Source organism: Xanthomonas sp. WHRI 6106, from assembly GCF_040202405.1.
GTDB classification, from domain to species: domain Bacteria; phylum Pseudomonadota; class Gammaproteobacteria; order Xanthomonadales; family Xanthomonadaceae; genus Xanthomonas; species Xanthomonas cannabis.
Genome location: NZ_JBEGFC010000001.1, coordinates 575,457 through 602,109, shown reverse-complemented (window position 1 = coordinate 602,109; position 26,653 = coordinate 575,457). Strand labels below are relative to the sequence as shown.

General features: G+C 57.3%; 27 protein-coding genes and 1 other RNA gene. 12 read left to right on the top strand and 16 right to left on the bottom strand.

Annotation, left to right across the window (positions count from 1 at the left end):
• Positions 1–321: 321 nt before the first annotated feature.
• From dnaJ to hrcA, 4 genes are all read right to left on the bottom strand, one after another.
• Positions 322–1,449, bottom strand: coding sequence for a molecular chaperone DnaJ (gene dnaJ / locus ABQZ09_RS02710; RefSeq protein WP_047696736.1), 1,128 nt, complete (start codon positions 1,447–1,449; stop codon positions 322–324).
• A gap of 160 nt (positions 1,450–1,609) precedes the next feature.
• The gene (dnaK, locus tag ABQZ09_RS02705) at positions 1,610–3,535 is read right to left on the bottom strand and encodes a molecular chaperone DnaK (protein ID WP_166750366.1); all 1,926 of its coding nucleotides are present in this window, start codon (positions 3,533–3,535) and stop codon (positions 1,610–1,612) included.
• Positions 3,536–3,677: 142 nt separating this feature from the next.
• Positions 3,678–4,196: a nucleotide exchange factor GrpE gene (grpE, locus tag ABQZ09_RS02700; protein ID WP_047696740.1), complete on the bottom strand. Its 519-nt coding sequence runs from the start codon at positions 4,194–4,196 to the stop codon at positions 3,678–3,680.
• A gap of 98 nt (positions 4,197–4,294) precedes the next feature.
• Positions 4,295–5,326, bottom strand: a complete 1,032-nt coding sequence (hrcA, locus tag ABQZ09_RS02695) for a heat-inducible transcriptional repressor HrcA (RefSeq protein ID WP_039403282.1) — start codon at positions 5,324–5,326, stop codon at positions 4,295–4,297.
• A 137-nt stretch (positions 5,327–5,463) separates the two neighbouring features.
• Between hrcA and recN the strand changes: the two genes are divergently transcribed.
• On the top strand, positions 5,464–7,128 hold the full coding sequence (gene recN, locus ABQZ09_RS02690; protein ID WP_349776051.1) for a DNA repair protein RecN: 1,665 nt from the start codon (positions 5,464–5,466) through the stop codon (positions 7,126–7,128).
• Positions 7,129–7,631: 503 nt separating this feature from the next.
• On the opposite strand, the gene fur is transcribed toward recN, so the two are convergent.
• On the bottom strand, positions 7,632–8,042 hold the full coding sequence (fur, locus tag ABQZ09_RS02685) for a ferric iron uptake transcriptional regulator (RefSeq protein WP_005988392.1): 411 nt from the start codon (positions 8,040–8,042) through the stop codon (positions 7,632–7,634).
• Between the two features lie 104 nt (positions 8,043–8,146).
• Here fur and ABQZ09_RS02680 point away from each other — a divergent pair, with 104 nt between their 5' ends.
• Positions 8,147–8,542, top strand: coding sequence for an outer membrane protein assembly factor BamE (locus ABQZ09_RS02680; RefSeq protein WP_039403293.1), 396 nt, complete (start codon positions 8,147–8,149; stop codon positions 8,540–8,542).
• A 141-nt stretch (positions 8,543–8,683) separates the two neighbouring features.
• On the opposite strand, the gene ABQZ09_RS02675 is transcribed toward ABQZ09_RS02680, so the two are convergent.
• Entirely contained in the window at positions 8,684–8,965 is a 282-nt protein-coding gene (locus tag ABQZ09_RS02675; protein WP_039403296.1) for an RnfH family protein, read from the bottom strand.
• On the bottom strand, positions 8,962–9,393 hold the full coding sequence (locus tag ABQZ09_RS02670; RefSeq protein ID WP_184552149.1) for a type II toxin-antitoxin system RatA family toxin: 432 nt from the start codon (positions 9,391–9,393) through the stop codon (positions 8,962–8,964). Before ABQZ09_RS02670 ends, ABQZ09_RS02675 begins: the two co-directional genes overlap by 4 nt.
• A 60-nt stretch (positions 9,394–9,453) precedes the next feature.
• Here ABQZ09_RS02670 and smpB point away from each other — a divergent pair, with 60 nt between their 5' ends.
• Positions 9,454–9,957: an SsrA-binding protein SmpB gene (gene smpB / locus ABQZ09_RS02665; protein ID WP_005988385.1), complete on the top strand. Its 504-nt coding sequence runs from the start codon at positions 9,454–9,456 to the stop codon at positions 9,955–9,957.
• Between the two features lie 209 nt (positions 9,958–10,166).
• On the opposite strand, the gene ABQZ09_RS02660 is transcribed toward smpB, so the two are convergent.
• Positions 10,167–12,614, bottom strand: coding sequence for a S8 family peptidase (locus ABQZ09_RS02660; protein ID WP_349776050.1), 2,448 nt, complete (start codon positions 12,612–12,614; stop codon positions 10,167–10,169).
• 133 nt (positions 12,615–12,747) lie between these two features.
• Here ABQZ09_RS02660 and ssrA point away from each other — a divergent pair.
• The 4 genes from ssrA to ABQZ09_RS02640 all read left to right on the top strand — a co-directional run bounded on the left by ssrA (position 12,748) and on the right by ABQZ09_RS02640 (position 17,734).
• Positions 12,748–13,145: a transfer-messenger RNA gene (ssrA, locus tag ABQZ09_RS02655) on the top strand.
• A 106-nt stretch (positions 13,146–13,251) separates the two neighbouring features.
• Positions 13,252–14,784 (top strand): tyrosine-type recombinase/integrase, encoded by a 1,533-nt coding sequence (locus ABQZ09_RS02650; RefSeq protein WP_349776049.1) that lies wholly within the window; start codon positions 13,252–13,254, stop codon positions 14,782–14,784.
• Between the two features lie 16 nt (positions 14,785–14,800).
• A complete protein-coding gene (locus ABQZ09_RS02645; RefSeq protein ID WP_349776048.1) occupies positions 14,801–16,714 on the top strand; it encodes a DUF7380 domain-containing protein in 1,914 nt (637 codons plus the stop codon).
• A 27-nt stretch (positions 16,715–16,741) separates the two neighbouring features.
• Complete coding sequence (locus tag ABQZ09_RS02640; protein WP_150117886.1) at positions 16,742–17,734, top strand: hypothetical protein; 993 nt, start codon at positions 16,742–16,744, stop codon at positions 17,732–17,734.
• Here ABQZ09_RS02640 and ABQZ09_RS02635 read toward each other — a convergent pair.
• From ABQZ09_RS02635 to ABQZ09_RS02625, 3 genes are all read right to left on the bottom strand, one after another.
• A complete protein-coding gene (locus ABQZ09_RS02635; protein WP_349776047.1) occupies positions 17,731–18,057 on the bottom strand; it encodes a hypothetical protein in 327 nt (108 codons plus the stop codon). The two genes, ABQZ09_RS02640 and ABQZ09_RS02635, sit on opposite strands and share 4 nt — an antisense overlap.
• Before the next feature lie 181 nt (positions 18,058–18,238).
• Positions 18,239–18,574 (bottom strand): hypothetical protein, encoded by a 336-nt coding sequence (locus ABQZ09_RS02630; protein WP_349776046.1) that lies wholly within the window; start codon positions 18,572–18,574, stop codon positions 18,239–18,241.
• Between the two features lie 21 nt (positions 18,575–18,595).
• Positions 18,596–19,918: a MobA/MobL family protein gene (locus tag ABQZ09_RS02625; protein WP_349776045.1), complete on the bottom strand. Its 1,323-nt coding sequence runs from the start codon at positions 19,916–19,918 to the stop codon at positions 18,596–18,598.
• 353 nt (positions 19,919–20,271) lie between these two features.
• Between ABQZ09_RS02625 and ABQZ09_RS02620 the strand changes: the two genes are divergently transcribed.
• A complete protein-coding gene (locus tag ABQZ09_RS02620) occupies positions 20,272–21,084 on the top strand; it encodes a DUF6216 family protein (RefSeq protein ID WP_349776044.1) in 813 nt (270 codons plus the stop codon).
• A 71-nt stretch (positions 21,085–21,155) separates the two neighbouring features.
• Here ABQZ09_RS02620 and ABQZ09_RS02615 read toward each other — a convergent pair whose 3' ends face one another.
• From ABQZ09_RS02615 to ABQZ09_RS02600, 4 genes are all read right to left on the bottom strand, one after another.
• The gene (locus tag ABQZ09_RS02615; RefSeq protein ID WP_349776043.1) at positions 21,156–21,869 is read right to left on the bottom strand and encodes a hypothetical protein; all 714 of its coding nucleotides are present in this window, start codon (positions 21,867–21,869) and stop codon (positions 21,156–21,158) included.
• An 11-nt stretch (positions 21,870–21,880) separates the two neighbouring features.
• A complete protein-coding gene (locus ABQZ09_RS02610) occupies positions 21,881–22,774 on the bottom strand; it encodes a hypothetical protein (protein ID WP_349776042.1) in 894 nt (297 codons plus the stop codon).
• Positions 22,761–23,804 (bottom strand): Fic family protein, encoded by a 1,044-nt coding sequence (locus ABQZ09_RS02605; protein ID WP_349776041.1) that lies wholly within the window; start codon positions 23,802–23,804, stop codon positions 22,761–22,763. Before ABQZ09_RS02605 ends, ABQZ09_RS02610 begins: the two co-directional genes overlap by 14 nt.
• Before the next feature lie 168 nt (positions 23,805–23,972).
• Positions 23,973–24,269, bottom strand: a complete 297-nt coding sequence (locus ABQZ09_RS02600; RefSeq protein ID WP_349776107.1) for a helix-turn-helix domain-containing protein — start codon at positions 24,267–24,269, stop codon at positions 23,973–23,975.
• A gap of 171 nt (positions 24,270–24,440) precedes the next feature.
• Between ABQZ09_RS02600 and ABQZ09_RS02595 the strand changes: the two genes are divergently transcribed.
• Both ABQZ09_RS02595 and ABQZ09_RS02590 read left to right on the top strand, forming a co-directional pair.
• Positions 24,441–24,752 carry a hypothetical protein gene (locus tag ABQZ09_RS02595; RefSeq protein ID WP_349776040.1) on the top strand — a complete coding sequence of 104 codons (312 nt, stop codon included), beginning with the start codon at positions 24,441–24,443 and terminating at the stop codon, positions 24,750–24,752.
• A 43-nt stretch (positions 24,753–24,795) separates the two neighbouring features.
• Positions 24,796–25,188 (top strand): hypothetical protein, encoded by a 393-nt coding sequence (locus ABQZ09_RS02590; RefSeq protein WP_349776039.1) that lies wholly within the window; start codon positions 24,796–24,798, stop codon positions 25,186–25,188.
• A gap of 77 nt (positions 25,189–25,265) precedes the next feature.
• Here ABQZ09_RS02590 and ABQZ09_RS02585 read toward each other — a convergent pair whose 3' ends face one another.
• Positions 25,266–25,976, bottom strand: coding sequence for a hypothetical protein (locus ABQZ09_RS02585; protein ID WP_349776038.1), 711 nt, complete (start codon positions 25,974–25,976; stop codon positions 25,266–25,268).
• A gap of 136 nt (positions 25,977–26,112) precedes the next feature.
• On the opposite strand from ABQZ09_RS02585, the gene ABQZ09_RS02580 reads away from it, so the two are divergent.
• Together ABQZ09_RS02580 and ABQZ09_RS02575 are read left to right on the top strand one after the other, a co-directional pair.
• Positions 26,113–26,337: a hypothetical protein gene (locus ABQZ09_RS02580; RefSeq protein WP_210762126.1), complete on the top strand. Its 225-nt coding sequence runs from the start codon at positions 26,113–26,115 to the stop codon at positions 26,335–26,337.
• Between the two features lie 97 nt (positions 26,338–26,434).
• Positions 26,435–26,626 carry a hypothetical protein gene (locus ABQZ09_RS02575; RefSeq protein ID WP_349776037.1) on the top strand — a complete coding sequence of 64 codons (192 nt, stop codon included), beginning with the start codon at positions 26,435–26,437 and terminating at the stop codon, positions 26,624–26,626.
• Positions 26,627–26,653: the final 27 nt, after the last annotated feature.

The window sequence follows — 26,653 nt, the reverse complement described above, 5'->3', positions numbered from 1 at the left end:
AGGAAGATCGTTTTTCTGCCGCTTTCTGGCGTTGCGAAGGACACGATTGCGTCATCGACCGCGAGCGACGGATGCCCTACACGCGCACCCTATCCACCCTTCGGGCACCTTCTCCCGATGGGAGAAGGAAGATCGTTTTTCTGCCGCTTTCTGGCGTTGCGAAGGACACGATTGCGTCATCGACCGCGAGCGACGGATGCCCTGCACGAGCACCCTCACCCGCCCTTCGGGCAGCTTCTCCCGATGGGAGAAGGAATGAGGTCTTGCCGCGACGGGAAACGCGTGGCGTCTCCTGTCGCTCCCTGCGAGAACAGATGTCGCTTACGACGTCATGCGGTCCCAGAAGCCTTTGACACCATCGATGAAGGTGGCCGACTTGGGCGAATGCTTGCGCGCATCCTCACCGGTGAAGGTCGCCTCGAACTGCTGCAGCAGTTCACGCTGATCGGCGGTGAGGTTGACCGGCGTTTCCACCACCACGCGGCAATACAGATCGCCTTCGCTGCGGCTGCGCACCGAGCGCACACCCTTACCGCGCAGGCGGAACAACTTGCCGGTCTGGGTTTCGGCCGGGATGCGAATTTCCGCCTCACCGCCCAGGGTTGCCACGCGGACGGTATCGCCAAGCGCCGCCTGCGAAATGCGGATCGGCACTTCGCAATGCAGGTCGTCGCCATCGCGTTGGAAGATCGCATGCTCGCGCACGCGCACTTCCACATACAGATCCCCTGGCGGCGTGCCGGCCGGGCCGGCCTCGCCCTCGCCTGCAAGACGAATCCGGTCGCCGGTATCCACGCCGGCCGGCACCTTGATCGACAGCACCTTGTCTTCTTCCACGCGACCGGCGCCGTGGCAGGTCTTGCACGGGTTCTGGATCAACGTGCCGCGGCCGTCGCAATGCGGGCAGCTCTGCTGCATCGCAAAGATGCCGCGCTGGATGCGGACCTGGCCGCGTCCATGGCAGGTACCACAGGTCTCGACCTTGCCGTCTTCCGAGCCGCTGCCATGGCATGGCGTGCACTCGATCAGGGTCGGGATCTCGATGCGTCGCTCGATGCCGGCAACGGCTTCTTCCAGATCCAGTTCCAGGACGTAACCGACGTCGGCACCACGTCGCGCAGCGCGCGGACCGGCGGCGCCACCGCCAAAAATATTGCCGAAGATATCGCCAAAGATATCTCCCATGTCCGGGCCACCAGGCCCGCCACCACCGCCCATGCCGTGCTCGAACGCCGCATGGCCATGCGCGTCGTAAGCACGACGCTTATTGCCATCGGACAGCACTTCGTAGGCTTCCTTGCACTCCTTGAACGCCGCTTCGGCAGCAGCGTCGCCGGGGTTGCGGTCCGGGTGGTGCTTCATCGCACAACGCCGATACGCCTTCTTCAGCTCTTCGTCGCTGGCGCCACGGGCCACGCCCAGCACTTCGTAGTAATCGCGTTTGCTCATAAGCCGGGATTCGGGATTCGTGATTTGAGGTTCGTTGAAACGCAAAAGCGGACAGCGTGTGCTGTTCCGCCCTGGCGACGCGACGCGTAGAGGATATCGGGGTGGGGACTCACCCGCACGGCGGCGTGCGAATCCCCACTCCCGACTCCCAAATCACGGCTTACTTCTTGTCGTCCTTGACCTCAGTGAACTCCGCGTCCACCACGTCGTCGGCGGCCTTGGAGGCCTGCGCATTGCCGCTGGCCGCATCGGCGTTGCCGCCCTGCTCTGCTGCGGCAGCCGCGGCGTACAGCGACTGGCCGGCTTCTTCCAGCGTCTTGCTGCGCGCTTCGATCTGCGCCTTGTCGTCGCCCTTCATGGCGGTCTCAAGATCCGACAGCGCCGCTTCCACCTTGCCGATCACATCGCCACCGACCTTGCTGCCATGCTCGGTGATTGCGGTGCGGGTGGCGTGGATCAGGCCATCGGCCTGGTTGCGGGTCTGCACCAGCTCCTGGAACTTCTTGTCTTCTTCGCGGTTGGCTTCCGCGTCGGCGACCATGCGCTGGATCTCTTCGTCCGACAGGCCCGAACCGGCCTTGATCTCGACCTTCTGTTCCTTGTTGGTCTTCTTGTCCTTGGCCGACACGTGCAAGATGCCGTTGGCATCGATGTCGAAGGACACCTCCACCTGCGGCATGCCGCGCGGCGCCGGCTCGATGCCGGACAGGTCGAACTTGGCCAGCGACTTGTTGAAGCGGGCCTGCTCGCGCTCACCCTGCAACACGTGCACGGTCACGGCCGACTGGTTGTCTTCGGCAGTGGAGAAGGTCTGCGAGGCCTTGGTCGGGATGGTGGTGTTCTTTTCGATGATCTTGGTGAACACGCCGCCCATGGTTTCGATACCCAGCGACAGCGGGGTCACGTCCAGCAGCAGCACGTCCTTGACGTCGCCGGCCAGCACGCCGCCCTGGATCGCGGCGCCCACGGCCACGGCTTCGTCCGGGTTGACGTCCTTGCGCGGTTCCTTGCCGAAGAAATCGGCAACCGCCTGCTGCACCTTCGGCATGCGGGTCTGACCGCCGACCAGGATCACTTCGTTGATGTCGCTGGCGCGCAGGCCGGCGTCGTTCAACGCGGTGCGGCACGGCTCGATCGACTTCTTGACCAGATCTTCGACCAGCGCTTCGAGCTTGGCACGGGTCAACTTGATGTTGAGGTGCTTCGGGCCCGAGGCATCGGCGGTGACGTACGGCAGGTTCACTTCGGTCTGCTGGCTGGTCGACAGCTCGATCTTGGCGCGCTCTGCGGCGTCCTTCAGGCGCTGCAGCGCCAACGGATCCTTGCGCAGATCGATGCCCTGGTCCTTGTTGAACTCGTCGACCAGGTACTCGATGACGCGGTTGTCGAAGTCTTCGCCGCCCAGGAAGGTGTCGCCGTTGGTGGCCAGCACTTCGAACTGCTTCTCGCCATCGACTTCGGCGATTTCGATGATCGACACGTCGAAGGTACCGCCGCCCAGGTCGTACACCGCAATCTTGCGGTCGCCGCCGTTCTTGTCCAGGCCATAGGCCAGGGCTGCGGCGGTCGGCTCGTTGATGATGCGCTTGACGTCCAGACCGGCGATGCGGCCGGCATCCTTGGTGGCCTGGCGCTGGCTGTCGTTGAAGTACGCCGGCACGGTGATCACCGCCTCGGTGACCTTCTCGCCGAGGAAGTCTTCGGCAGTCTTCTTCATCTTTTCCAGCACGCGCGCGGAGATTTCCTGCGGCGCCATGCGCTTGCCATCGCTGGTCTGCACCCAGGCATCGCCGTTGTCGTGCGCCAGGATGCCGTACGGCACGTGCGAGATGTCCTTCTGCACTTCGCCGTCGGTGAACTTGCGGCCGATCAGGCGCTTCACCGCGTAGAAGGTGTTCTTCGGGTTGGTCACCGCCTGGCGCTTGGCCGAGGCACCGACCAGCACTTCGCCGTCCTTGGTGTAGGCGACGATCGAGGGCGTGGTGCGATCGCCTTCGGAATTTTCGATGACGCGGGCCTTGCCGCCGTCCATGATCGCCACGCACGAGTTCGTGGTGCCGAGGTCAATACCAATGATCTTGCCCATGGATACGCTCCTGATGATTCTGTAGCTGTGTCCGGCGACGCCGGGTCTGGCTGAGATGTGGGGGTGGTGCGCAGGTGTTCAAGCCATCCGTGCGCATCTGTGTTTCACCGGCGCGCCTGGCAGTTCAGCCGGGCGCTGCCGGTCAGTCGTGCTTGGCCACGACCACCAGGGCCGGGCGCAGCAGGCGGTCGTTGAGCAGGTAGCCCTTCTGGAACACCTGCACGATGTGGCCGGGCGCAATGCCTTCGGCCTCGCCCTGGCTGATCGCCTGGTGCTGGTCGGGGTTGAACGGCTGGCCGACCGGGTCGAGCAGGGTCAGGCCGTTGTCGGCAGCGACCTTGAGCAATTGCTTGTAGGTCATGTCCAGGCCATCGCGCAGCGGGCTGGGCTCGCTGCCGGCGGCGGTCAACCCGGCGTCCAGGCTGTCGAACACCGGCAGCAGCTCGCCCAGCAGCTTCTCGTTGGCGAACTTGCGGGCGTTTTCGACATCGCGCGCGATGCGCTTGCGCTGGTTTTCCAGGTCGGCGCGCTCGCGCAGGGCGTCGGCCTTGACCAAGGCGATCTCGCTGCGCAGCGACTCGATCTCGGCCTTGAGCGGATCGGTCTCGGGTGGGTTCTGGGACAGGTCTTCGGAGTCGAATTCGGGGTGGTCTTGGTTCATGTGCAGTTCCCGGGCAAGCGGAACGCCCGCCCCAACGTCACCCCGTATGTGGGCGCTCGCGCGCGTTTCAAGCAAACAATCGCGCCGATCGCCGCCGGTTATCGCGCGCCGGGCGGCTCCATGGCCGCGCCCAGCACCTCGGCGGCGGTCTGCACCAGCGGAATCACCCGGTCGTAGGCCATGCGTTTGGGCCCGATCACCCCCAGCACGCCCAGCACCTGTCCGTTGGCGGTGTATGGCGCGGTGACCAGCGAGACATCGTCCAGCGACACCATGCCGGTTTCCTCGCCGATGAAGATGCGCACGCCCGGCGCCTGGATGGTGCGTTCGAGCAACTGCAGGATCTCGCGCTTGCTGGCGAAGGCCTCGAACAGCTCGCGCAGCCGGTCCAGGTCCGAAAGGTCCTGCACGCCCATCAGGCGGGTCTGCCCGGCCATCACCATGTCGTCGGCATCGGCTGGCACCAGCGCCTCGCTGGCCAGGTCCACGCTGTGCGCCAGCAGCTGCTCCATCTCGCTCTTGGCCATGCGCAGCTCGCGCAGCAGGCTGACGCGGATGTCCGACAGCGCGCGCCCGGCGAACTGCGCATTGAGGTAATTGGCCACCCGTTCCAGCTCGGCGGGCTCGTAGGCGCGGCGCGGCTCGATCACCCGGTTCTGCACCTCGTTGTCGGCAAACACCAGGATCGCCAGCACCCGGCGCGCGTCCAGCGCCACGAAATCGATATGCCGGAACGCAAACTGCTCGCGCCGCGGCGCACTGACCACCCCGACGAAGTGACTCATCGCCGACAGCATCTGCGAGGCGCTGCCGAGCAACGACTGGGTGCCGTTGCCGCTGGCGAGCTCGGCGCGCAGGCGGCGCACTTCGTCTTCGCCGGGCGGCTGCATCTGCACCAGGCTGTCGACGAATACCCGGTAGCCATGCGCAGTCGGAATACGCCCGGCCGAGGTGTGCGGCGAGCTGAGCAGGCCCACGTCTTCCAGGTCGGCAAGAATGTTGCGGATGGTGGCCGGGCTGACATCCAGCCCGGCATGCTGGGCCAGGGTCTTGGACCCCACCGGCTCGCCGTCGCGGATGTAGCGCGCGATCAGCGTGCGCAGCAACTGGCGGGCGCGGGGATCGAGCATTGGGGACTGGGACGCGCGCATGGGATCATCCGGTGAGACTGGGCATAGATAATGTCTGGCCCCGGGGATGGCAAGCGCCTGATTCCCCGTCTGCCCCTCCCACCCTAAGCTTCCCCAAAGCGTTCACACTCGACCTCATGCTCAGACACCTCTCGATCAAGGATTTCGCCGTTGTCCGTGCCACCGAACTGGAATTCGGGCCGGGCATGACCGTGGTGTCGGGCGAAACCGGCGCCGGCAAGTCGCTGATGGTGGACGCGCTGGGCTTTCTGTCCGGCCTGCGCGCCGACAGCGGCGTGGTGCGCCACGGCGCCGATCGCGCCGAACTGTCGGCCGAATTCCAGCTGCCGGCCGAGCACCCCGGCCTGGCCTGGCTGGCCGACAACGAACTGGATGACGACGCCCAGTGCCAGCTGCGCCGGATCATCCGCGCCGACGGCGGCTCGCGTGCCTGGATCAACGGCCGCCCGGTTACCTCCTCGCAACTGGCCGAGCTGGCCTCCCGGCTGGTGGAAATCCATGGCCAGCACGAACACCAGGCCCTGATGGCCCGCCACAGCCAGCTCGCCCTGCTCGACGCCTATGCCCGTAACAGCGCCCAGCGCGAGCAGGTGCGCCAGGCCAGCCAGCGCTGGCAGGCACTGCTGGACGAGCGCGACGCGCTGTCGGCGCAGGGCGATGTCTCTGACCGCATCGGCTTCCTCGAGCACCAACTGGCCGAGCTGGAACGCGAGGACCTGGACCCGGCCGCGATCGCCGCCCTGGACGTCAATCACCGCCGCCAGGCCCATGCCACCGCGCTGATCGGCGCCTGCGACAGCGTGGCCCAACAGCTCAACGGCGACGACGGCGCCAGCGCGCTGGGCCTGTTGCAGGACAGTCGACACGATCTGGCCCGCGTGGCCGAGCACGAACCGCGCCTGGGCGAGGTGGACGCACTGCTGGACAGCGCCGTGATCCAGATCGAAGAAGCGCTGGCCCTGCTCGACCGCGTGCGCGACGACCTGGACGCCGACCCGGCCCAGTTCGAGGCCATGGAACGCCGCCTCGGCCGGTTGCATGACCTGGCGCGCAAACATCGCGTCGCCCCGGACGAGCTGGCCGCCCACCGCGACCACCTGAGCGCCGAAGTGGAGAGCCTGCGCGGTGCCGACGAACGCCTGCAGCAGCTGGACAAGCACATCGACACCGCCACCGGCGTCTGGCGCAGTGCGGCCAGCGTGCTCAGCGCCAGCCGCCAGAGCGCCGCAGAGGCCCTGTCGGCCTCCGCCACCACCCTGATCGGTGAGCTGGGCATGGGCGGTGGGCAATTCCTGATCCAGCTGCAGCCGCACGACAGCGCCCGGCCGGACCCCAACGGCGCCGAGCGGGTGGAGTTCCTGGTGGCCGCCAACGCCGGGCAGCCCCCGCGCGCCCTGCGCAAGGTCGCCTCCGGCGGCGAACTGTCACGCATTTCGCTGGCCATCGAGGTGGCCGCGCTCGGCCTGGACAGCGTGCCGACCATGGTGTTCGACGAAGTGGATTCGGGCATCGGCGGCGCGGTGGCCGATATCGTCGGGCAAAAGCTGCGCGCACTGGGCGAAGAACGCCAGGTGCTGTGCGTGACCCACCTGCCGCAGGTTGCGGCCAAGGGCCACGCGCATTACCGGGTCAGCAAGGCACCGGTGGACGGCATGACCCAGAGCGCGGTGGAACTGCTCGGCCCGCAGGCCCGCCAGGAGGAACTGGCGCGCATGCTCGGCGGCGTGGAAGTGAGCAAGGAAGCCCGCGCGGCTGCCCGCAAGCTGTTGCAGAGCGCCTGATCGGGGCCGGCAGCGCCTAGTGCCGCTACGCCGGTGCGACGGCGGCGGCAGAGATGACGCGTGGCAGCACGACCTTCGTACGCTTGCGAGAGCTCCTTTCCACTGACGAGGCTCCCTTCCCCCGCCTGCGGGGGAAGCTGCCCAAAGGGCGGATGGGAGCGACATCGCTGCGACGCGACTACGACAGGCGCGACAGCCGTACACGGTGTCGCCCCTCATCCGGCGCTGCGCGCCACCTTCTCCCGCCAGCGGGAGAAGGGATGTCTGGCTGCGCGTGATCTGCCGATTGCACTGCAACTGACCACCCGCCGCTCCCTCCCCCCTGCCTGCGGGGGAAGGTGCCCTGTCACTTCTTCACTGGCAAAGCTTCCTTCCCCCGCCCGCGGGGGAAGGTGCCCGAAGGGCGGATGGGGGCAAGCCCGTGCATCAAATCCAACATCACGCCCCAGAACGCACAAGGCGGCCGAAGCCGCCTTGTCATTCGCCCCTGCGATACACCTGGCTCAGCGCGGGCGCTTCTTGCGCACGTACAGCACCAGCGAATGCTCTTCCAGCTCGTAGCCGTGCTTGGCCGCAATCTGGCGCTGCAGCGCTTCGATCTCCTCACTTTCGAACTCGATGACGTGGCCGGTATCCACATCGACCATATGGTCGTGGTGGCCGCCGCGATCGAGTTCGTATACGGCCTGCCCGCCCTCGAAATTGTGCTTGAGCACCAAGCCGGCGGCTTCGAACTGCGTGAGCACGCGATACACCGTGGCCAGGCCGATCTCGTCGCCGTGATCGAGCAGCTGCCGGTAGATGTCTTCTGCGCTGAGGTGATGCTGGTTGCTCTTCTGTTCGAGCAACTCCAGGATCCGCATGCGCGGATGGGTCACCTTGAGCCCGACTTTGCGCAGGTCGTGGGTTTCCATATGTTCTCCGTTCATTGGCGATTTAGCGCCAGCTGCCATCAAACGGGTCGCGGCGACCGGCGGGAGTGTATCATCGGCGTGATTTCCTCAGCACTTACTCCCCGATGCGCAATCTCCTGCTGGTCGCCGCCATTGCTCTTTCCACCGCTGGCTGCGGCATCATCTACAAGCAGCCGATCTACCAGGGCAATCTGATCAAGCAGAACGCCGTGGAGCAACTGCAGGTAGGCCAGAGCAAGCAGCAGGTCAGCGCATTGCTGGGCACGCCATCGATCCCCGACCCGTTCCATGCGCAGCGTTGGGACTACACGTCCACCCAGCGCGTCGACCGCCTGGCGCATACCGAAGTCAAGAATTTCACCGTGTTCTTCGAGAACGATCAGGTGACGCGTTGGGAAGGCGATTATTTCCCGTCGCAGGACGAGCAGCTGGCCAAGTCCGCGCCCAAGCAGTTCGGCCGCAACCTGGCCCGCGACAAGAAGAAGCAACGCGGCCGTTGATGGCCCGGTTGCAGGTCGGGCGATTGCCCGGCCCTATGCAGCGCCTTGAAAACCGGCCAGTGATGCCGGTTTTTTTGTTTCATCTGTGCGGAACAGTTCGCTCAACAACACTTCGCCTGACGACGAGGGACAACCGTGCAACTACGTGCCGGATCCGCTCTTCCGGTCGGGCACAGCCCGCCGACGACGCGCTTCCTTGGGGTCCAGCAGCAGCGGCCTGAGCAGTTCGATCCGGTCGCCCGCGCGCAGTGCCTGCTCCGGCCGCACCACCACGCCGTGAATCGCCAGCGCGGCGGGCGTGCAGTCCCGCGTCAGCCCGGAGGAGGCCACCGCCTCGGCAACCGTCGTACCCTGCGGCACCTCCAGCTGCACGCTGCTGTAGCGGTCAGGCCAGGCCAGGACGACCTCGACCTGCACCGTCATACGTCGCCGCGGTCGGCGACGCGCACGAAGTCGTTGACCATGCGATCGGCCAGGCCCTGGAAGCCCAGCGCCAGCGCCGGGCCCAGCAGACGCGAGCTGGTCTCCACTTCGAGGGTCAGGCTGACCTTGCACGCGTTCTCGCCCAGGGCCTGAAATTCCCACAGGCCTTCCAGGCGCTTGAACGGCCCGTCGCGCAGATGCATCACGATGCGCTCGGGGCGTTCGAGGATGTTCTCGGTGGTGAACCAGGTGCGGAACGAGCCCAAGCCCAGATCCAGGCGCGCCACGATGCGCGCATCGTCCTGCTCGAGCACGTGGGCAGCGTCGCACCAGCCGAAGCGGCGCGGATAGGCGGCGACATCATTGACCAGGTCGAACATGCGGGAGGCGCTGTGTTCGACCAGGGCGCTGCGACGGATGATAGGCATTCGCTAACTTGTGAAAGACGGAAGATCGTTTGACGACACCGAATCGGCGACAATGGCGGCATGAGCAAGAAACCATCCAAGGATAAAGCAAACGGCGCGAAGGCCACGAAAACCATCGCGCTGAACAAGCGTGCGCGCCACGAATACCACCTGGAAGAACGCTACGAAGCCGGCCTGGCGCTGCAGGGCTGGGAGATCAAGGCGATCCGTGCCGGCCGCGCCAATATCGTCGACGGTTACGCATATGTCCGTTCCGGCGAGATCTACCTGATCGGCGCCCAGATCACCCCGTTGATCCAGGCCTCCACGCACACGGTGCCGGTGGAACGACGCGACCGCAAACTGCTGCTGCACCGGGCCGAGATCGACAAGGTGCTCACCCGCGTCGAGCGCGAGGGCTACACCCTGGTGCCCACCGCGCTGTACTGGAGCAGCAACAAGGTCAAGCTGGAAATTGCCCTGGCCAAGGGCAAGCAGAATCACGACAAGCGCGACGCCGCCAAGGACCGCGACTGGCAACGCGACAAGCAGCGCGTGATGCGGCGGCATAATCGTGATGCCTGAGGGGCCGGGATTCGGGAATCGGGAATCGGGAATCGCAACAGCGGGGGCTGCTTCGACTGACTTGCCGCGAGTCTAGCTGCCGCATCGCACGACCAGGCACGCTTTTACGATTCCCGATTCCCGATTCCCGATTCCCGATTCCCGAATCCCGATTCCCGAATCCCGATTCCCGAATCCCGATTCCCGAATCCCGAATCCCGACTCCCGAATCACGTCTTTCCAAGCATGCGCATCAAATTCGGCACTCCCCTGCCCTGTACGTAGCGGTCGCGCTGCAGGTCGGTGCTGGTGTCCAGCAGCAGTTGCTTGACCCGGTCGGGGAAGCCGATGAACTCGCGGCGCGCCGATAAAAACCCGGCCAGAACGCCCGAGACATGCGGGGCAGCCATGCTGGTGCCGCTCATTTCCACCATCAGGCTGGCCGGGTCTTTCGGGTCGAAGTCGTAGTAAGCCGACACGATCTTTTCGCCCGGCGCCACCACGTCGGGTTTGCCGCGGCCATCGGCGGTGGGCCCGCGCGAAGAGAAATACGACACGCCATAGTTGTGCGGGCTGCTCTTGTGCACCGAGCCCACCACGATGGCCTCTTCCAGATTGCCCGGATCGCTGATCGACAGGTCCATGTTGGCCGGATAGGCATCGCCATCCTTGCCCATCAACCACGCCAGCCCTTCGTTACCGGCGGCCACCACCACCAGCACGCCTTGTCGCCATAACCGCCGCAATTCGTTGCACAGCGGGGTAAAGCCGCAGCCATAGCTTTCCGGGTCGAAGTAGCCGCCCAGGCTCAGATTGACGCCGTGGATGACCAGTTCGCCAGCGCGTTCGTTGATCGCGGCCACCTGCTGCACCGCCTTGATCATCCACGAGTCGCGGCCGTCGCCGGCATCGTCGAGCACCTTGAAACCATACAGCCGGGCGTCCGGCGCCATGCCGGCAAACTCGAGCGGGCGACCGGGCGTGCCGTGCGCATCGGCAATCACCGCCTGACATTGGCCGGCGATGATGCCGGCAATGTGCGTGCCGTGCCCATGCCGATCGAGCCGGGTGAACGCTTCGCCATCGGCGCGCGTCAGTTGCCGGGGCGCGCCGCGCCGCGTGCAATCCCATTGCGCCACCACGTTGTCGCGCTGCCCCTTGGCGAAGAAATGCGGATGCCCGGCCGCGATGCCGGTATCCAGGACTGCCCAGCCGATCTCCTGCCCGCGCGCGCGATACGCCGTGCGTGCGGCATCGGCGTGCAGCACGTTGCCGGAGACGTGAATCAGCGCGCGCTTGCCGGCATCACGCCACACCCGGCGAAACCCCAATGCGCGATAGCGGTCCTGCAGCGATTCGATTTCGAAACGGGTCAGCCGGGCCGAGACGAACCGCTGCAGGCCATCTTCCAGTTCGATCGCTTCATCCAGGGCATCGCCTGTCAGGCCGGTGCTGCGTGCGGCGGTCTCACGCAGCTGGTGCAGCAGCAGCGCACGCACGCTGCCCGGGTCGTGCCCCGACAGCCGCCGATCCAGCTCGATCAGTACCTCGTGCCGATGGTCGGGGCCATGCGCTTCGAGCTGCTCACTGAGATCCTTGATCAACACCGCGTTGGACACCGGTTGATCGAAGCCGACGCCAACCGCCTGACGCACGGCGGCGCGCACCTGCGGGATCGACAGATAGCCCGAGCCCGAGTGGGCGTTGTGCTGCCAGTCCGGATTCAGCCGCGCGCCGGCCAGGTTGTCAAAACGTCCCTTGGCATTGGCGATGTCATCGGTGAGATCCGGGTCCAGCGCGATCGGGTCGCGCGTTTCGGCCACGTTGATCCACTGCCGGACGCAGTCGGGAAACGGCAGCTTGCGGGTGCCGGTCCAGCGCTTGAACATGCTGCGCACCTGCGGCAACCCCAGCGGTGATCCCAGGGTTAAAAATAGCGTCACCTCACAGTCGGCGGCGCGCAGTTGCCGCAACACGTCGTAGGCAATCATCGAGCCCTGGCTGTGTGCGACCACCACAAACGGCCCGCCGCCCGAGCGCAACCGCTGCACCAGGCTGTCGCGCATCAATGCGGCACGTTCCGGTACGAAAAAAAATTCATGTACGTCCTGCAGCAGCGCAGCGGAGATCAGCCGCAGCAGGACCCGGTTGACCACATCGACCGGCCCCTTGGCCTGCACGCTGCCCGCGCCGCTTTTGCCATCCAGCTCGTCGAGCAGGCGATGCAGATCAGACCGCTCCTGTTCGCCCTGCGCCAGGGCGTCTGCAAGCAGATGCAGATCCTGCTCGCCCGGCACCACCCCCAGCGTGCTCAATGCGCGCTGCACGCCCTGATTGAGCGCCGGCCCCACATCGCGCGCATCGCAAGTGCCCGGCTCGGCAACCGGATAGCGCTCGCGATTGACCCAGTACGCGAGCCGGGTGCGCTCCCCCATCGGCCGCCCGAACAGCGCCTTGTCCCACTGGCACCGCAACACCTCGGCCGGCGGCTTGTTACCGATGCCATGGATATAGATCACGGTGCGCGCCTTGCCCTGCACGCGCGTGGCGGCAACAGCCGGCTCATTCGCCTGCCGGGTGCGTTGCGCTCGCTGGCGCGACGGTGCGGGTTCGGTGTCGCCGGCCGTGCGCGACATGGCGCGCCGCGTGCGTGAACGTGGGGGCTTGCCTGTCGCCATCGCTTCGCTCCTTCGCTTGCAGACTGTTCGGTTCGGTACCGCCTGAAGCCACTGTAAGCGCAGCCCATCTCAACACTTGTGACAGGGAGCGCCGATCCCTACACTGATGTGGTCAGCGTTTGATGCTTTCCCCGGGGGTGCACTGGTTTCGACGGGGGTCGCGAAGTCGCTTGGCGCATGCCGAGGGGGCAGCTTTCCTCGTTAATCCAGCAGCAAACTTTTAGTTGCCAACGACGACAACTACGGTTCGGACTACGCTATCGCCGCTTAATTGGCTTTAGTTGTTAGTTCTACAGCCGCCTAAGGCGAACCCCCGAACCTACTTGTGCCCGTGCTCGTAGATGTAGGGTCATTATCACGGAACCGCCGGTAGTGGCTGCCTGTCAGCTGCCGGCTAGATCAAGCAGGCTGGTTTCCAGGTGCGCTTTGCCCGCCGTGCTGCCTGGGAACGAGATCTAACGGAGGGATAAGCATGTAGTGCCGGGGATGGAGTGCTTCCGGACGGCGGTTCGATTCCGCCCACCTCCACCAATGAGCGCGAAAAATAGCAGTAAGTGCTTGATTTCGCGAAGGTTAGGCCCGGGGTTTGATGTTCAGTTTGAGCCTGCGTTAGGTATCAAACGAGGTATCAAACCCCGTGCCGAAGCCTTATTTTCTGCGCCGCCCTGCTGGGCTCTATGTGCGCTTCTTCGTCCCGACCGACCTGCAAGCCATCATTGGCTCGCGCTACCTTGTCCGTCCCGTTCGCTTGTCCCTGGGTGATGCTGCCCGACTGGCCGTAGCTCGAACTGCTGTGGCACTCTCGGAAGCATTCGATCGGATGCGGCGGGGGGCAAGCAGCATGAAGAACGATTTGCTGAGCCAGGCTTTGGCCGCATTGCAAGGCAACGAAGCTCAGCCCTACACCATCAAGGTGGGTGGGATGGAACTGTCTGCTGACGGAGCCGAAGACCATGCTCGGCTGCTCGAAGCGTTGAAAAATCTCCCGCTGCCCTCTTCCACCGAAGTGAGGAAGAAGGCCGGGCCGTTGTTTTCTGAACGCGCAGCCATCCATGTTCGTGAGATGAAACGCGTCGGTCGAAGTGCCACCAACATCTTCGACACCGAATACAGCCTCGGATTGTTCGTTGCATTGGTCGGTGACAAGCCTGTGGAAGACTACAAAGCGGACGATGTGCGGAGCTTCCTGGAAGCCATCGAGCACTACCCCAGCAACGCGAGCAAAAAGGCAGAGTTTGCGGGGCTGGCCCCTGCTGACATTTTGAAGAAAGCCCAAAAAGGCAATTACGCCAAGCTTGGAATGCGCACGAAGGAAAAGCATCGAGATCGTTTGGCAGCATTTTTTAATGCGTTGGCCAGCGAAGATCTGATCAGCAAAGCTCCTCATAAGGCCATCATCAATCGGTCGAAGGCAACTACCGATGAGCCAAGTCGCAATCCATTTTCGAAAGATGAACTCAATGCCTTGTTTGAGCCTTCAACATTTAAAATGTGGGCTTCGAAGTATCCCCATCGTTGGTTCGGCACCTTGTTGGGATTGACCACAGGTGCCCGCATCAATGAAGTTGCACAACTTTATGTGGATGATATTGATCAAGTGGGAGGATGTTGGGGCATCCACATTCGTGCGACACGAGCCGATCAGCGCTTGAAAAATCCGCATTCTTCCCGCTTTGTGCCCCTTCCCTCTGCATTGATTGAAGCAGGAATTTTGGTCTATCGCAATGAGGTCAACGCAGCTGGCTTTGACAGACTGTTTCCACATCTGCCGTATCACAGTGAACATGGCTACGGGGATGCGTTGGGAGACCAATTCCGGACTTATGCCAAGAAATGCGGATTGACGCAACGACTCAAAAGCTTCCATTGCTTCCGCCACACCTTGTCCAATGCGTTGATCAATGAGCATGGTGTTTCGGTGATGACTGCTCAGCAAATTACAGGGCATGATCTGACACTCCCACCTGGGCTGAAACATTATGTTGATCCGCCCACGGTTCCAGCCAGGTTGCAAGCCTTGGAGAAGTTTGGCCCGCCTGTCGATTTGCCAGCTTATCAGCCCAGGCAATTTACTCTTTCGCTTAAACAGGTTCGCCACATGGAACGGCGACGGAAGACTGCAAAGCAAGAGGCAGTTGCGGTGAAAAATAAAACTGGCTGGAAAAATTAGACACGAGGATTTGCGCATGGAAGGTCAAGATCAGGCGGCAAAAGAGGAAGCTGCAAGCGCATCCGAGACACTGCCATCAATCATCGACAAGCCTGTTCCGCTGACAATCTTGGATGATCTGGATTGGGAGGCCCATCTCGCCGATCACGATTGGACAAATCACCGCTGGGGTGCATCCCAACTGACGGATCAAAGATCTAAAAATTTGGCCGAGGAAGGCCACGAACAAGAAGCATTGGTTTTGAAGTTGCTTAGTGCGGTCATATCAATGCACTTCCGTGGAAACTTGCCAGAGCCATTTGGACCGATGTGGCAGGATGGTAATCGATGCACACCCGCTCCGCAGCACCTTGGACAACTGGATGTGCAGTTTCTTCAAGCCATGGCCAATTCCGCGAGAAATGCTTGGCTTAAAGCCCGCTTGGCGGATGTGGCCTGCGTAGCAGGGCCATCGGTTGGCTTAAAGGGCCGGGGAATGGGAAAAATGGGAGCATTAGCAGCCCGAGCTTACCTCGATCATGCCAAGAAATTTCTCACAGGGGATGAACCTCTCAGAGCGATGGACTCTGTGGAGTGCTTGCAACGAGCGATGCATTTGGGTTGGAAATACCGTCGAAAGGATGACGCGTTCCGAGAAGAGGTGTGGATGACGGCAACCAATGCAATCGATCATGCAATTGATAAAAAAAGATTTGGTATAATTTCCATACTCGCAGAAGAGATTATCCAAAGACAACATTCATTAGCGGGAACGACCGCTGAAAAATTGGAAAAAGCTGCCGACTCATGGTCTGGTGATGACCAAGAGGAAGTTGTCGATAACATTCCAAGCTTCTATAAAAAAGCTGCAAGACTGTGGCATGCAGCCAAGGACGCTGCTCGATCTGAGGCGTGCTATCACAAAGCAGCCGATGCCCTGATAAAAAAAGCTCGTGGCGACCGACAGGCCATGGTGCGAGCGGATTGGATGGCAAAAGGCATCGCTTTGCTTCGCCAGCACAGAGGTGATCGAACCAAAATTAAAGAGCTGCAATCAGAGTTAGCTGAAATCCGAAGGACCATTTCGGACGAGATGCACTCAGTCAGCCACGAGATCGACACCAGAGATCTGATTGCCTTCATCGAGCAAAAAGTCACAAGCACAGAACTGCCTACGGCACTTTTCCAACTCGCTTTTGCATTCTCGACATTTACCTCGGTCGAGCAAATCAGAGCAGAAGTCATCGAGACGTCCAAGAAATATGTTTTCCAGCATCTTTTTGCGAGGGTCGTCTATAACGATGAAGGTGTGCCAGTCGAACGAGGGGATGCATTCGATGCCAACGATCCAAGCAATTTAGAACAGCATATGATCGAAAACATTTGTCGTTTTCATCATCCATTGCTAGCCAATGTTGCTGTCATGTATGCCACCAGCTTGGTTCGCGATCGGTGTGAGCCCACACTCAATGATCTCTTGGCACTCACTCATGCTTCTCCGGTGGTTCCAGAGGGGCATGAGTGGTCCATGGCAAGGGGCCTGCTCGCAGGACTGGAACACGATTGGGAAGAAGCAGCCATCTTTCTTATCCCACAAGCTGAGCCATTCGTGCGTGCAGCCTTTAAACGCAGAAACATCAACACACTGGCCGTCAAGGATGGGATAGAGGAAGAGAAATCTCTGAGTGAGTTATTAGGCCATGAAGACATCAATCAGGTGTTTCACGAAGACATTGTAATCGAGCTAAAAGCTATTCTCACGCACCGATCGGGCCATAACCTCAGAAACCTCTTTGGCCATGGGCTAATTAAAGACGAGCACCTTTCTTCAACGGCAACCATCGTGCTTTGGTGGACATTGCTGCGGTTGATCATGTGGCCCTATCGCCATCGATTAATTACATTCTCAGAATCATTAGCAGCGCCCACTCAAAAGCAACCTGGCGAATAAAACCCACTCAAATGATGAGAGGAACTAATGGCACGTTTAGCTGAAAGTTCAGTTGTTATAGCATTTCGGGACTGGCAGTGGCTAAACCGGACTGCTGACGCAACAGTCCCACCGCTCATGATCGTCATGGAGGGAAATCCAGAATCAATGCTGGGTGACTTACAGATATCTGCGGGAGAGCGATTCTTTCTTTTTGAAGTTAAATCCACTGAAGATACGATATGTGAGGAATGGAACAAATGGGATTATAAAAAACAAATACCAAAACCAAAGGTGCTTTTTACCAAGCATTGCCAAATTCTGGATGACCTTGGAAAATCATACAGCGCAAATGGAACCGTTAAAAACGCAGCCACATTAGAAGAGGCGCTTAATTTCATCAATTTTTCGATTGCATGCCATCATTTCCTTTACTGGAATGAAGTCACCAGCCACTTTCAGATTGAACCATATTATTTTGGCTGCGAGAGAAAAAATGGACTATCAACTGCGCAGCTTAAAAAATGCCAGATAGCCATCAATAAATTATCCTTTGCGTTAAATGAGCTTGACACCAATGAATTAGGAGCAAGTTTATCACCACCCTCGCAAGATGACTCACTCCCAATTTATTACACTAGCATACGATTCATTCAGCCTGAAATGCTAAACGATCGCTCAGCACGCTTAATTACCGAGGCTAATAGTAAAAACCCCTTGTGGCAGTTTCTCGGTTTACCATTTGAAGAATTTGATAGCTATGTGCAACAACTTTGCGGCGGCACATCTTACAAAACGAATTGCGTATTATTATCCAGCAGCGGCAAAATTTTCGCGCATATCGTCGATACTATCGACCTGCTCACTCTTATAAAAGCCATCCGACCCCGCATGCTACCAGACGCTCCTGACCCCAACTCATCTCCTAGCGGCGCGAAAAAGCATATTCATCGCGCTACACGGCGCCCGCAGGCAGATAAACCGAAACCGGACCCTTCGCTCAATGGCAAACCAAAGCAAAAAAGCTCTGGCCTATCCTAATAAAAACGCAATTGTGAGGCGCGTGCGCGCATTCTTGATGCAATACAAGCGTCGATAAATTTATTATATTCATCAGGATCGACGCCGTCTGGAACAAGGTGACGAATTTTATCGTAATCAGCTGGTTCCCAAGGCTTGCGGCTAGGCTCATGCCCTCTCTTCAAAGAGGGCTCTAATGCAGCACGAAATCCTTCTTTCTCTCTTTCTAAATAAGTTGACACAGCACGATCGGCAATCGAGGATGAATCCTCGGGAGATTGCGTCTTTATTGCATTAGCGTAGCAAGCAAACCATATCGTTCTCAGCGCCTTCTTTCTTTTCATAATCCCACCTCGCACTTGAGAATACCAATCTAGACAAATATTTAAATATGTCAAACAAGGCTTCACTTGCAGTTGAAGTGGCTTTACCGACTAGATGGTGCTTGCAATCAGCCAAAAGCTATCGGTGAATCCTGAATTATTTTGATGGAAATAATTTGCGGACCTCAGCTTTCACTTTTGCTCACAAGCTCGGCGACTTAAATTTAAGTTGCCACCGACCCGAGTCGTTAGAATTCGACTCTTCATTCGAATAATCATGTTGTGGGCTCGGCGCTGTTGGCACATCCAGCTTAAAATTCTTCTCAAAAGTGCCTCTCGCTTCATCCATGGCATTTCGAGCTTGATCAATCCGCCATTGCCTCAACTTCATCACTCGCTTTGAGACCATGTGTTTTGCTTTCTGAGCTTGACGTGCAGCCAAGGCTGACACAGCCGTTGGCGTCGCTCCTTCAAACTCGGAAAGCTTTGCCTTTGTAGCGAGGTGATCACACTGCGCACGGTAGGGACTCACCAGCATGCGTGCGTATCGCACCATGCATCAGCCCAGCTGCTCAGTGTCTTCGAACAGAAACGGCTTGGTCGCATAATGATCCACTCTCCGGCACATCAAGGCGTCATACGCTTGGTTAAAGCACTCTTCAATTTGAATCCCTGGAATGCTGTTGAGGATATCCAAAGCTTGCCGAGCGGTTTCATGCTGCGCTTCCAACCATTGCTCAATCAGTTCTGCTTCTTGATTTAAAACCTCTGCATCTTTTCCGGTCGCTCTCGCCAAGCGTGTGACCTTGCTGGCTTGTCTGGTCAATGGGCTGTATTGAGTATGGATGCGATTTAAAGTCTGCTGACTTGGTCTCTGTCCATGAGGACACAATTGATCATCAAAACGACGACTCTCCTGAGGGGCAAAGCTCCCCCGCCCTTTCTCCCTGGCTCGATCCCGAAGCGCTGCTTCATGACTGTGGCTTGCTGGGACCCCATGAATATCCCTCCCCTGCTGAGCTTCTCGACGCTCCTTTAAAATTTGAGCAAAATGTCGATCCGCTGATGTGACTTCACCCAAAGGCACGGCTTTAGGATGGCGCTTGGCTTGGAAGAATTCACCCCGCGAAATGCGCTTCTTGGGTGCTCTGGTGAGCGCCCCGGCCTTTTCAAAATCTCCTTGCTTGAACGCATCTTGCGCTTGGGCCCTCAATGTTCTGTGGTCCACTCGTGCGTCAACGCCGGCCATGATGAGATGCGCATTGATCACTGATGCGATCTTCCCACGCAGGACTTTCATCTCCGTTGCCCCTGCTCCCTGCCTTGCATCGAACTCAGCACAAGCTCGCTCCCCTAGCCCTGAGGCATCGACCTTCCTGGCAGAGATGAGTAGATGCACATGATGATTGCGCTGGTCCCCTCTTCGACCAGGTGAGTGAACAGCCACCAGCACAGCCGCTTGATAACGGTCGACAAGAAGCTGACCAAGATCGAGGGCAAGCGCATTGCGTTGCAGGGCATCTAGACTGTTGGGTAAGGAAACTTCGACTTCCCTCGCAACGCGAGCATTTGCTCTCGTTTCTTGCTGCTCATTAATATCCCAGAAGCTTCGAACATCGAAACACCATCTGGGCGCCCCATTGGGCGCAAGCATTTGCTGTGAGACAACGCCCGATCTTTTCCCATATTTGTGCGTCGTCTTGTGAGTTGTATCCCGCAGATTGATCCCTGCACGATAAGCAGCCGCTGCGACTGATGATTGACCTTTTCCACGACTAAACGATTTGATGCTGACATGATAAATTGCCATTAATTTTTCCCGGTTGAGATTGGTTGATAGTGGGAATAACAAAATGGCTAAACTTTCTTTTGTCCAGATCAAACCACTTGACCCATTTTTGAGAGATAAATCACGGGGTTTGTGTCATTTCCAGGCAGAGCTTCTAGCCCTACCCGATGCGCAAGCAGCGGCTTTTCATTGCGAAAGCGATGCCCACGGTTTTTGCGGAGCAAACAACCATATGTGGGCCCTTGACCTTCTCTTTTTTAGGTATTTTCCCTAGGGAATATTAGGTGTGAATTTAAAACATATTTTGCAGGGTGCAGATGGCCAGTGCCCACGGTCGAATGAACATGAACAAAACCTGTACGAACTGGGTATAATGCGATCCCAGATGCCGCAATCAAACGGCAAACAAAGACCGCCAATCGCAACCAGAAGGCAGCTACAAAAAAATGGAATGGCTTAAATTTCTAACAGGCGAGATCGCTGCTGGCTCGCTCATTGTGTTTCTCTTGGCTGCCGCACTCACGTGTTGGCGCACGGGTTCTCTACATCCCATCAACACGCGTGTCTTGCGATTATTTATCAGCAAAGACGATATTGAAGACACGGTCATTCGCAAGAACTTGGCAGATCATTCTGCTTTGGCTGCGTTTCGAATGGCACACCAGATCCGCGTCCAAACGCTAAAAGATGCGAAAGCCCTCATCGGATTTTCGGACTTACACAATATCCCACTCAAACTCATTGGACATGCAGGCTGGGCCTTTGACCTCAAAAATCATGTTATCCACCCGAAGCGGGTTCATTCTAAGTGGTGGCTGATTTTACCCTTCATCGCTGTTGCAGTGCTTATTGTTCTCGCCGCAATACTTGGTGCAATCGCCGCTAACGACAGTTTGTTAGTGACTTTGAAAGAAACACACACCAGTATCTTTGTCTCGGAAACTGAGGCGAGAACCCAAACGCTTTTCTCCGTTAGAAGCGACACTTTGACAGTTGAACAGTGCAACACCGCCAACAAACAAGTTATCCCATCTACATTCGACCCACGAGACCTTAAAATTCTCTGCCAAGTTTGGCAGGATCCCGCTCTAAAATCGCATTTGGCAAAAGAGGTGCCTAAGCAGAGAGCTGCATCACTGGCAGGTTTTCTTTTCGCATTGTGGTGCGCCTGGCAGTTCTACACAGTATTCAGAGAGCTGCTCTCGGCGAACATGCTCAAAGCCATCCTTGACGAACGCCAGATAAGCGCAAATGCGTAGCATCACAACTTAAATTCACACAAAAATGAGGAGGTTTCGCCTCCTCATTTTTGCTTATTCGCTAAATTATTTTACTCAACAGGCCTCGGGGACGGACGTTGATATTTGGAGAATGTTTTATAAAGCGAAGCTGCACGCTCATCAGCAGCAACACTTTCAACACTACTCAGCCCCCTCAATGCAATGTCGGCAGATGCTTTCCCGTCTCCCAACAGATATGCCAATCGTAGATATGCGGCACTATCGATCAGATTTTTATCTTTTGTCTCGCTGGCATAGATATCCGACAGTCCATAATACGAATACAAGTTTCCAGAGGATGCTGCATTCCTCAAAATGCCAAGCCCCTCCTGGAAGTGGCCACTCGTTGCCGTCTTCTTTCCATAGATGACAGTTGCGGCCTTGTTGCCTGCCTGCGACTCTGCTTTCAGCTGATCCAAAGACAGTTTGTCCAGTCGTGCAAGTTCGGCCTCAGTCGGATAGCCGTTAGACAAAAGCCACTTTGCCTCGGCATCCGAGTTAGCCACCAGCGGGCCACTTGCCTTGCAGGCGCTCCCGCCACCTTGACACAAATACTGCTTAGCATCTTGCACGCCGCTAGGCGTTGCTAACTTTGCCTTTTGCTCCGCTCCATTCGCAGCTGCGCTGTGCTCAGGGCTTGCCGTCGCAGAAGTTTCAGCCTGGGAAGACGCCGTATTGGTGTCTTCCGCTGGCTTGTCGGCTTTTCCGCACGCAGCAAGCGCACCGGAAAGCAGCGCCATGGACAAGATTATTTTGGCTTTCATAGTTCTATCCATTATAGACTGCACTGATTCTGCTGGAAGTTGGTCCACCATCTCGAACAAGACGCATCTGCTGATGTGACTTTCCATTTAACGCCAATTGAGTTATCCAGACTTCCAGAACTGAGAACCTCTCCCGGCACATAGCTTTCGAGATTAACCGCATAACGCTTAGACCAATCGATAAAAAATTGGACAAAGTTCATCTGATCATCAGCTTCGATGTCGAGCGCCTTCATGATTTCGAAGCAGTAATACTCCGGAACCGTCAACTGACCTGGGATGCGATATTTATTTGACTCTTTTGTCTGCTCCTCGCACACCCATGCCAAGTCGTCACGAAAAATCTTGGTTGCGTCCTTAAACGACATGCCAGGGTTGGCATAATTTGCCGTTTGCTTATTTAAAATAAAATCCATCCACCACGCAGTGGCTCCGTCTGGTGGAGCTGTGGTTCCGTTGGGCCCGAATGTTCTACCTTGCGAGTAGCCAATCGCCATTAACACCGTTGACTTTCCATGGATGCTCGCCCCAGGTAGTTTGTCTTGGGCATATGTCCCGCCTTCCGGGAGGGGTATTGGATTAGGACACATTGCAGGTTTGGTTGCCCTAAGGTTTTCGCAAACAATCTCGCGTTCGTCCGGACCACCCCCGCCCCCACCATTGTCACCGCCGCCGTCGCCCGGATCTGGGTAGTAAGGCGGTGGCGGATTTTCAATCGGCGGCGGGATATAGGGAGGCGGCACTTCGACAGGCGGCATTGTCGTGGTCCCCTCGGTATCGGAGGCTGTTGCCAATGGCGATAAGACGCTGGCAACCCCTGCTAGCACCAAGGTCAGATAAATGGTTCGCCTGATCGCAGCTTTGAGCTGCTTGGGCTTGCCGTCTTGCGACTCATTCAATTTCATAACTATCCTTATTAATAGAGCGATCAATTCCGATGATCAGGATTTCAAGCTCGGCTGAGTAAAACATCCCCTGTTCCTGTTCCAATAGCGTCGGCAGACGCCCCATAATTTTTGCAGCAAGCGCTGGACTGCATGCATTTTTTCCAGCACGAAGCGTGTGTTCGGACACATATCCGTTTGAAAGAAGTGACCACAACACTCTTGGATCTAAGCCAGCCGTGGCGAGATCAGATATTTTTTGCAAAATCAACTTGATGTGATCTAACCACACCTCTGAATTGCTGAGATCTGGGCTTGTGGCAGTCGAAGATGCCTGCATCCAGCTTTGACCTGTTCGCTGTTTAGCAAAGCTTAGGCAATGCGCAATATAGAGCGGATAAAGATTTCGATAGCGTCCCGCCAAATTTATCAGGAGAGTGCGGGTTACCCGTCCATTAGTATCACTAAGTGGATGGATGCAGATCATCTGATACGCAATGGCTTCGAAAAAAGCACAGTTGATCGGCTGGGCGATCTTTCCTTGTAGCAAATCTTCGAGGTTTCTCAGAAGATAAGGCAGTTGATCTGCCTGCGGTAAAACAAGCCAGGCTTCTGACGGTTTTTTTCCACCGACCCATGCATTATCCGTGCGGCTCTTAACTTGGCTATTGCCCAAATTTTTTGCTAAATTCAAGGACCAATTTAAAACGCCATGCGCATCTGGAAGCCCTGCTTTAAGGGATGCATTGATGGCTGATGTCGCATAGCGATTTGCCCTCAAATCAGGGATGCCAGAGAACTTCCAGGTTCCTCTGCATACATGCACTAACCGAGAAGACAGAGCTGAAAGGTAGCCAACGCATTGAGCATCTGACTCAAACCGTTGGTAATCCCCTATTTTTTCATAGGTTCGAAGTGGCGGCTCTAACAACGCTGGCGTATAGACCGAAAACGATGCATCGAGCCAAACAGAAGCATTAGGCGCATCGCGTCGTCCTGGAAGTGGCGCAAAAGCCAAATCAAGGGGCGCTAACTCAAAATTTCCATCCATAAAATTTCGACGCACTGACGGAGCCCAAGCAACATGCCCTGACAACTATGTCAAATCAAGGCAAAAATCGAAGATGAAGTGATGCACGTCACATAAATGGCGCAAATCTGATAATTATCAGAAAACCCTTACATCGATCACGTCTTTCACCGACAAACTTTGTGCCAGTTAACGCACTCGCTTGGTCTTAGAGCGTGACTTGATGTCAGCCAAGAGCGCGTGCTGTTCTTTGGCAGGAAGCTGCGTGAACTCCTGGATGAGTTCTGCCAGTTCGTCTGTCTCTGCATAAAGGTAGGCAAGCGAGACCCCAAGAGCGTCAGCCATCTTCTGGGCGGTCTCACTGTCGCATTCGTGCACTGCCCGCTCGTATCGATTGATTCGAACGCCTGCGACATCTTCTGGTAGTCCCATGAGCACTCCTAAGGCCTTCTGACTGAGCCGAAGCGTCTTCCTCCGCTTCTTCATGCGGGCGGCGAAGACGACACGAACACTGCGGGCGTTGGGAGAAGTCATGCCCCAAGGATGAACGTAAGCTACGTTGTTCGTAAATTACGTTGCCCGTATCTTACGTTTAGCGTATCTTTTTGCTCATTGCAACCCTGGTGGTTGCACCCACCCAAGGCTAAGGACCCAACCATGTCGAAGCGTCGTGTCGCACTCATCATCCTGCTCATCGCCGGGCTGGCAGCTTGCTCAGCAGACGGCCCGGCTCAGACGGAGAGAGAGCATGCGTTCCTGCAATATGTGAAAGACAACGGCAGTGACGACGCCCGGATTGAAGACTTCAAGAGTGGCAAATGCACGAAGGCAGAAGGCGCTCCGAGCTATGTCTGTGACGTAAGTGCAGAAGTCACAGCCATGGGACGAAAATTCGGCCGTGAGATGGACGGCGTCTATACCTTTTCGGAAATTGGCGGAGTTTGGAAGGTCACTGGCCGCATCCAGTAATCCTCTTCTCATTGGTATCCCCCTCCTCCGCTTTGGAGCTTCAATGACGGTCTGGAATTTCCTTACTCTTCTGTTGGTTGGTGGTGCCCTTTTTATTGTGGTTGGATCTCTTGTGACCTTGAAGCTGCACAGTGAGCGTGCAGCTTTTAAGGAAAATTATCAGCGGTTCCATTTTAATAAGCGCACTGCCATTGCCATCTCCACAACTCGCTCATCCATTAAATTAAAAATGGGCAGCGCCACCAAGCCCTACCAATTCTCAGATGTTCGTTCCTGGGATAAACATTGGCACCGATCGAAGCATGAGGGAACGATCAGAGTGAGTGTTCGAGACATTGACCACCCGAATTGGACGATCAGTTTTGGAAATGAGCGCGAGATGGACAAGTGGTATGAGCTTATTCGACAAGCCGTCAATGAAGGCTTGAAGCTTTAATTTAAATTGACGCAATAAAAAATGGGCCCCAGTCGGGGCCTTTCTTTTAATTTAAATAAGTTCGTCAACCCGCACGGCTAATCAGAAATCTCCCTCTCCCACTCATTCTTCATTTCGTTTAAATTTGCAGCTTCGATCCAAAATTCCTCGTCTATCACGTCCAAATCGGTCATAAGCCATGATGTAAACAGGCCAATCTCAAAGCAGCAGAAGAGAGAAGTCTCAACTCTACTAGGCAAAACTAAGCCAAGCCCTACTTCAAAATGTGTGTCTGTTTCCTCCATTTTAATGGACGGAACGATCGACCTGACATTAGGATGAGCACCGTCATCGATCATTGAGTCATACATGACAGTGATGAGACCCGCATTTTCTGGCATCAACTTACTGAAACGCTTGCATGTTTTCTTGACTGCATCGTTAAACTCAACTCGGCACCTTTTTCGAGCATCCTGGTCTCGATGCCGTTTAACCCATACGTCGCCAAGCTCTGGCTTCTGTTCGATAAGTTGTGCGTAGCAGGCCGCTTCAAGACACGCTCTGAGAGTCGGAAAGATCGCTGCACGGTATCCAATGAGAGCAGTGTTGACCGATGCACAGAACATGCCTCTGGCACTCAACCGCAGAAGGGCCGCAATGGGCACTTGCAAACGAGCTACTGCTGACTTCTCAATGAAGGCGTCCAGCTCAGCGCATCGCCTTACGGCGCTTGCATTCGATTGAATTGCGTCTTTTGCGCAATCGGAAGCAGCTTCAAGAAATTGATAAAGGGAGCGCGGGGTATCCAAGATCTGAAAGCTCCGTAGAGGGCCGTAAATGATACCTAATCCATAAGAATCAGGTTGGGCGTGCTGCTTACCCGCGATTCTTATACTGGCTCAGGAATCACCTTGACTGAAGTTGATTCCCGATTATAAATGTGGCATGGGCAAAAAAACAACATCCACCGATTATCACCTCGCCGAGCATCTTCTTGATGAAGAAGAGCGCGCATTCCGCACTAAAATGGTAGAAACAACTTATCAAGTCCTCAAGGCCAACAAGGTCCGCCCGCCTAAGCGCGTGAAGCACCTCTCCCAACTCTATGTCGATGGCCTAATTAGCGATAACGAGCTAAACGCACTCTTGAACGCTCGCGTTTCTAAGTGATTGAACAGCGCAAAAAACCAACCACTAGGCTATAGTTGACCGAGCGTAATTTCGCATTATAACTATTGAAACAAGGCGATTCGCAGGAGGAATCCAAATGGCAGACCATGAAATGAGTCTAGAAGAAAAATTTAGACGCCAAGAGCTAATCCGAGAGGCGAAAGAGATGTTTGGGGAAGAAGGAGGAACGGTCTCGCCTAGAATTGACCATTTAACCAAGCTCTTCCTCTCAGGAGAAATTAACGGCGAGCAGCTCGAAGAACTCCTTGCCGTTGACGCCTTCCACTGAAATTAGAAAATCATAGAATAGGATGAT

Excerpts from the sequence above, each read along its gene's own strand:
- dnaJ (WP_047696736.1), bottom strand. The coding sequence starts at position 1,449 with ATGAGCAAACGCGATTACTACGAAGTGCTGGGCGTGGCCCGTGGCGCC.
- dnaK (WP_166750366.1), bottom strand. The coding sequence starts at position 3,535 with ATGGGCAAGATCATTGGTATTGACCTCGGCACCACGAACTCGTGCGTG.
- grpE (WP_047696740.1), bottom strand. The coding sequence starts at position 4,196 with ATGAACCAAGACCACCCCGAATTCGACTCCGAAGACCTGTCCCAGAAC.
- hrcA (WP_039403282.1), bottom strand. The coding sequence starts at position 5,326 with ATGCTCGATCCCCGCGCCCGCCAGTTGCTGCGCACGCTGATCGCGCGC.
- recN (WP_349776051.1), top strand. The coding sequence starts at position 5,464 with ATGCTCAGACACCTCTCGATCAAGGATTTCGCCGTTGTCCGTGCCACC.
- fur (WP_005988392.1), bottom strand. The coding sequence starts at position 8,042 with ATGGAAACCCACGACCTGCGCAAAGTCGGGCTCAAGGTGACCCATCCG.
- ABQZ09_RS02680 (WP_039403293.1), top strand. The coding sequence starts at position 8,147 with ATGCGCAATCTCCTGCTGGTCGCCGCCATTGCTCTTTCCACCGCTGGC.
- ABQZ09_RS02675 (WP_039403296.1), bottom strand. The coding sequence starts at position 8,965 with ATGACGGTGCAGGTCGAGGTCGTCCTGGCCTGGCCTGACCGCTACAGC.
- ABQZ09_RS02670 (WP_184552149.1), bottom strand. The coding sequence starts at position 9,393 with ATGCCTATCATCCGTCGCAGCGCCCTGGTCGAACACAGCGCCTCCCGC.
- smpB (WP_005988385.1), top strand. The coding sequence starts at position 9,454 with ATGAGCAAGAAACCATCCAAGGATAAAGCAAACGGCGCGAAGGCCACG.
- ABQZ09_RS02660 (WP_349776050.1), bottom strand. The coding sequence starts at position 12,614 with ATGGCGACAGGCAAGCCCCCACGTTCACGCACGCGGCGCGCCATGTCG.
- ABQZ09_RS02645 (WP_349776048.1), top strand. The coding sequence starts at position 14,801 with ATGGAAGGTCAAGATCAGGCGGCAAAAGAGGAAGCTGCAAGCGCATCC.
- ABQZ09_RS02640 (WP_150117886.1), top strand. The coding sequence starts at position 16,742 with ATGGCACGTTTAGCTGAAAGTTCAGTTGTTATAGCATTTCGGGACTGG.
- ABQZ09_RS02635 (WP_349776047.1), bottom strand. The coding sequence starts at position 18,057 with ATGAAAAGAAAGAAGGCGCTGAGAACGATATGGTTTGCTTGCTACGCT.
- ABQZ09_RS02630 (WP_349776046.1), bottom strand. The coding sequence starts at position 18,574 with ATGCTGGTGAGTCCCTACCGTGCGCAGTGTGATCACCTCGCTACAAAG.
- ABQZ09_RS02620 (WP_349776044.1), top strand. The coding sequence starts at position 20,272 with ATGGAATGGCTTAAATTTCTAACAGGCGAGATCGCTGCTGGCTCGCTC.
- ABQZ09_RS02615 (WP_349776043.1), bottom strand. The coding sequence starts at position 21,869 with ATGAAAGCCAAAATAATCTTGTCCATGGCGCTGCTTTCCGGTGCGCTT.
- ABQZ09_RS02610 (WP_349776042.1), bottom strand. The coding sequence starts at position 22,774 with ATGAAATTGAATGAGTCGCAAGACGGCAAGCCCAAGCAGCTCAAAGCT.
- ABQZ09_RS02605 (WP_349776041.1), bottom strand. The coding sequence starts at position 23,804 with ATGGATGGAAATTTTGAGTTAGCGCCCCTTGATTTGGCTTTTGCGCCA.
- ABQZ09_RS02600 (WP_349776107.1), bottom strand. The coding sequence starts at position 24,269 with ATGAAGAAGCGGAGGAAGACGCTTCGGCTCAGTCAGAAGGCCTTAGGA.
- ABQZ09_RS02595 (WP_349776040.1), top strand. The coding sequence starts at position 24,441 with ATGTCGAAGCGTCGTGTCGCACTCATCATCCTGCTCATCGCCGGGCTG.
- ABQZ09_RS02590 (WP_349776039.1), top strand. The coding sequence starts at position 24,796 with ATGACGGTCTGGAATTTCCTTACTCTTCTGTTGGTTGGTGGTGCCCTT.
- ABQZ09_RS02580 (WP_210762126.1), top strand. The coding sequence starts at position 26,113 with ATGGGCAAAAAAACAACATCCACCGATTATCACCTCGCCGAGCATCTT.
- ABQZ09_RS02575 (WP_349776037.1), top strand. The coding sequence starts at position 26,435 with ATGGCAGACCATGAAATGAGTCTAGAAGAAAAATTTAGACGCCAAGAG.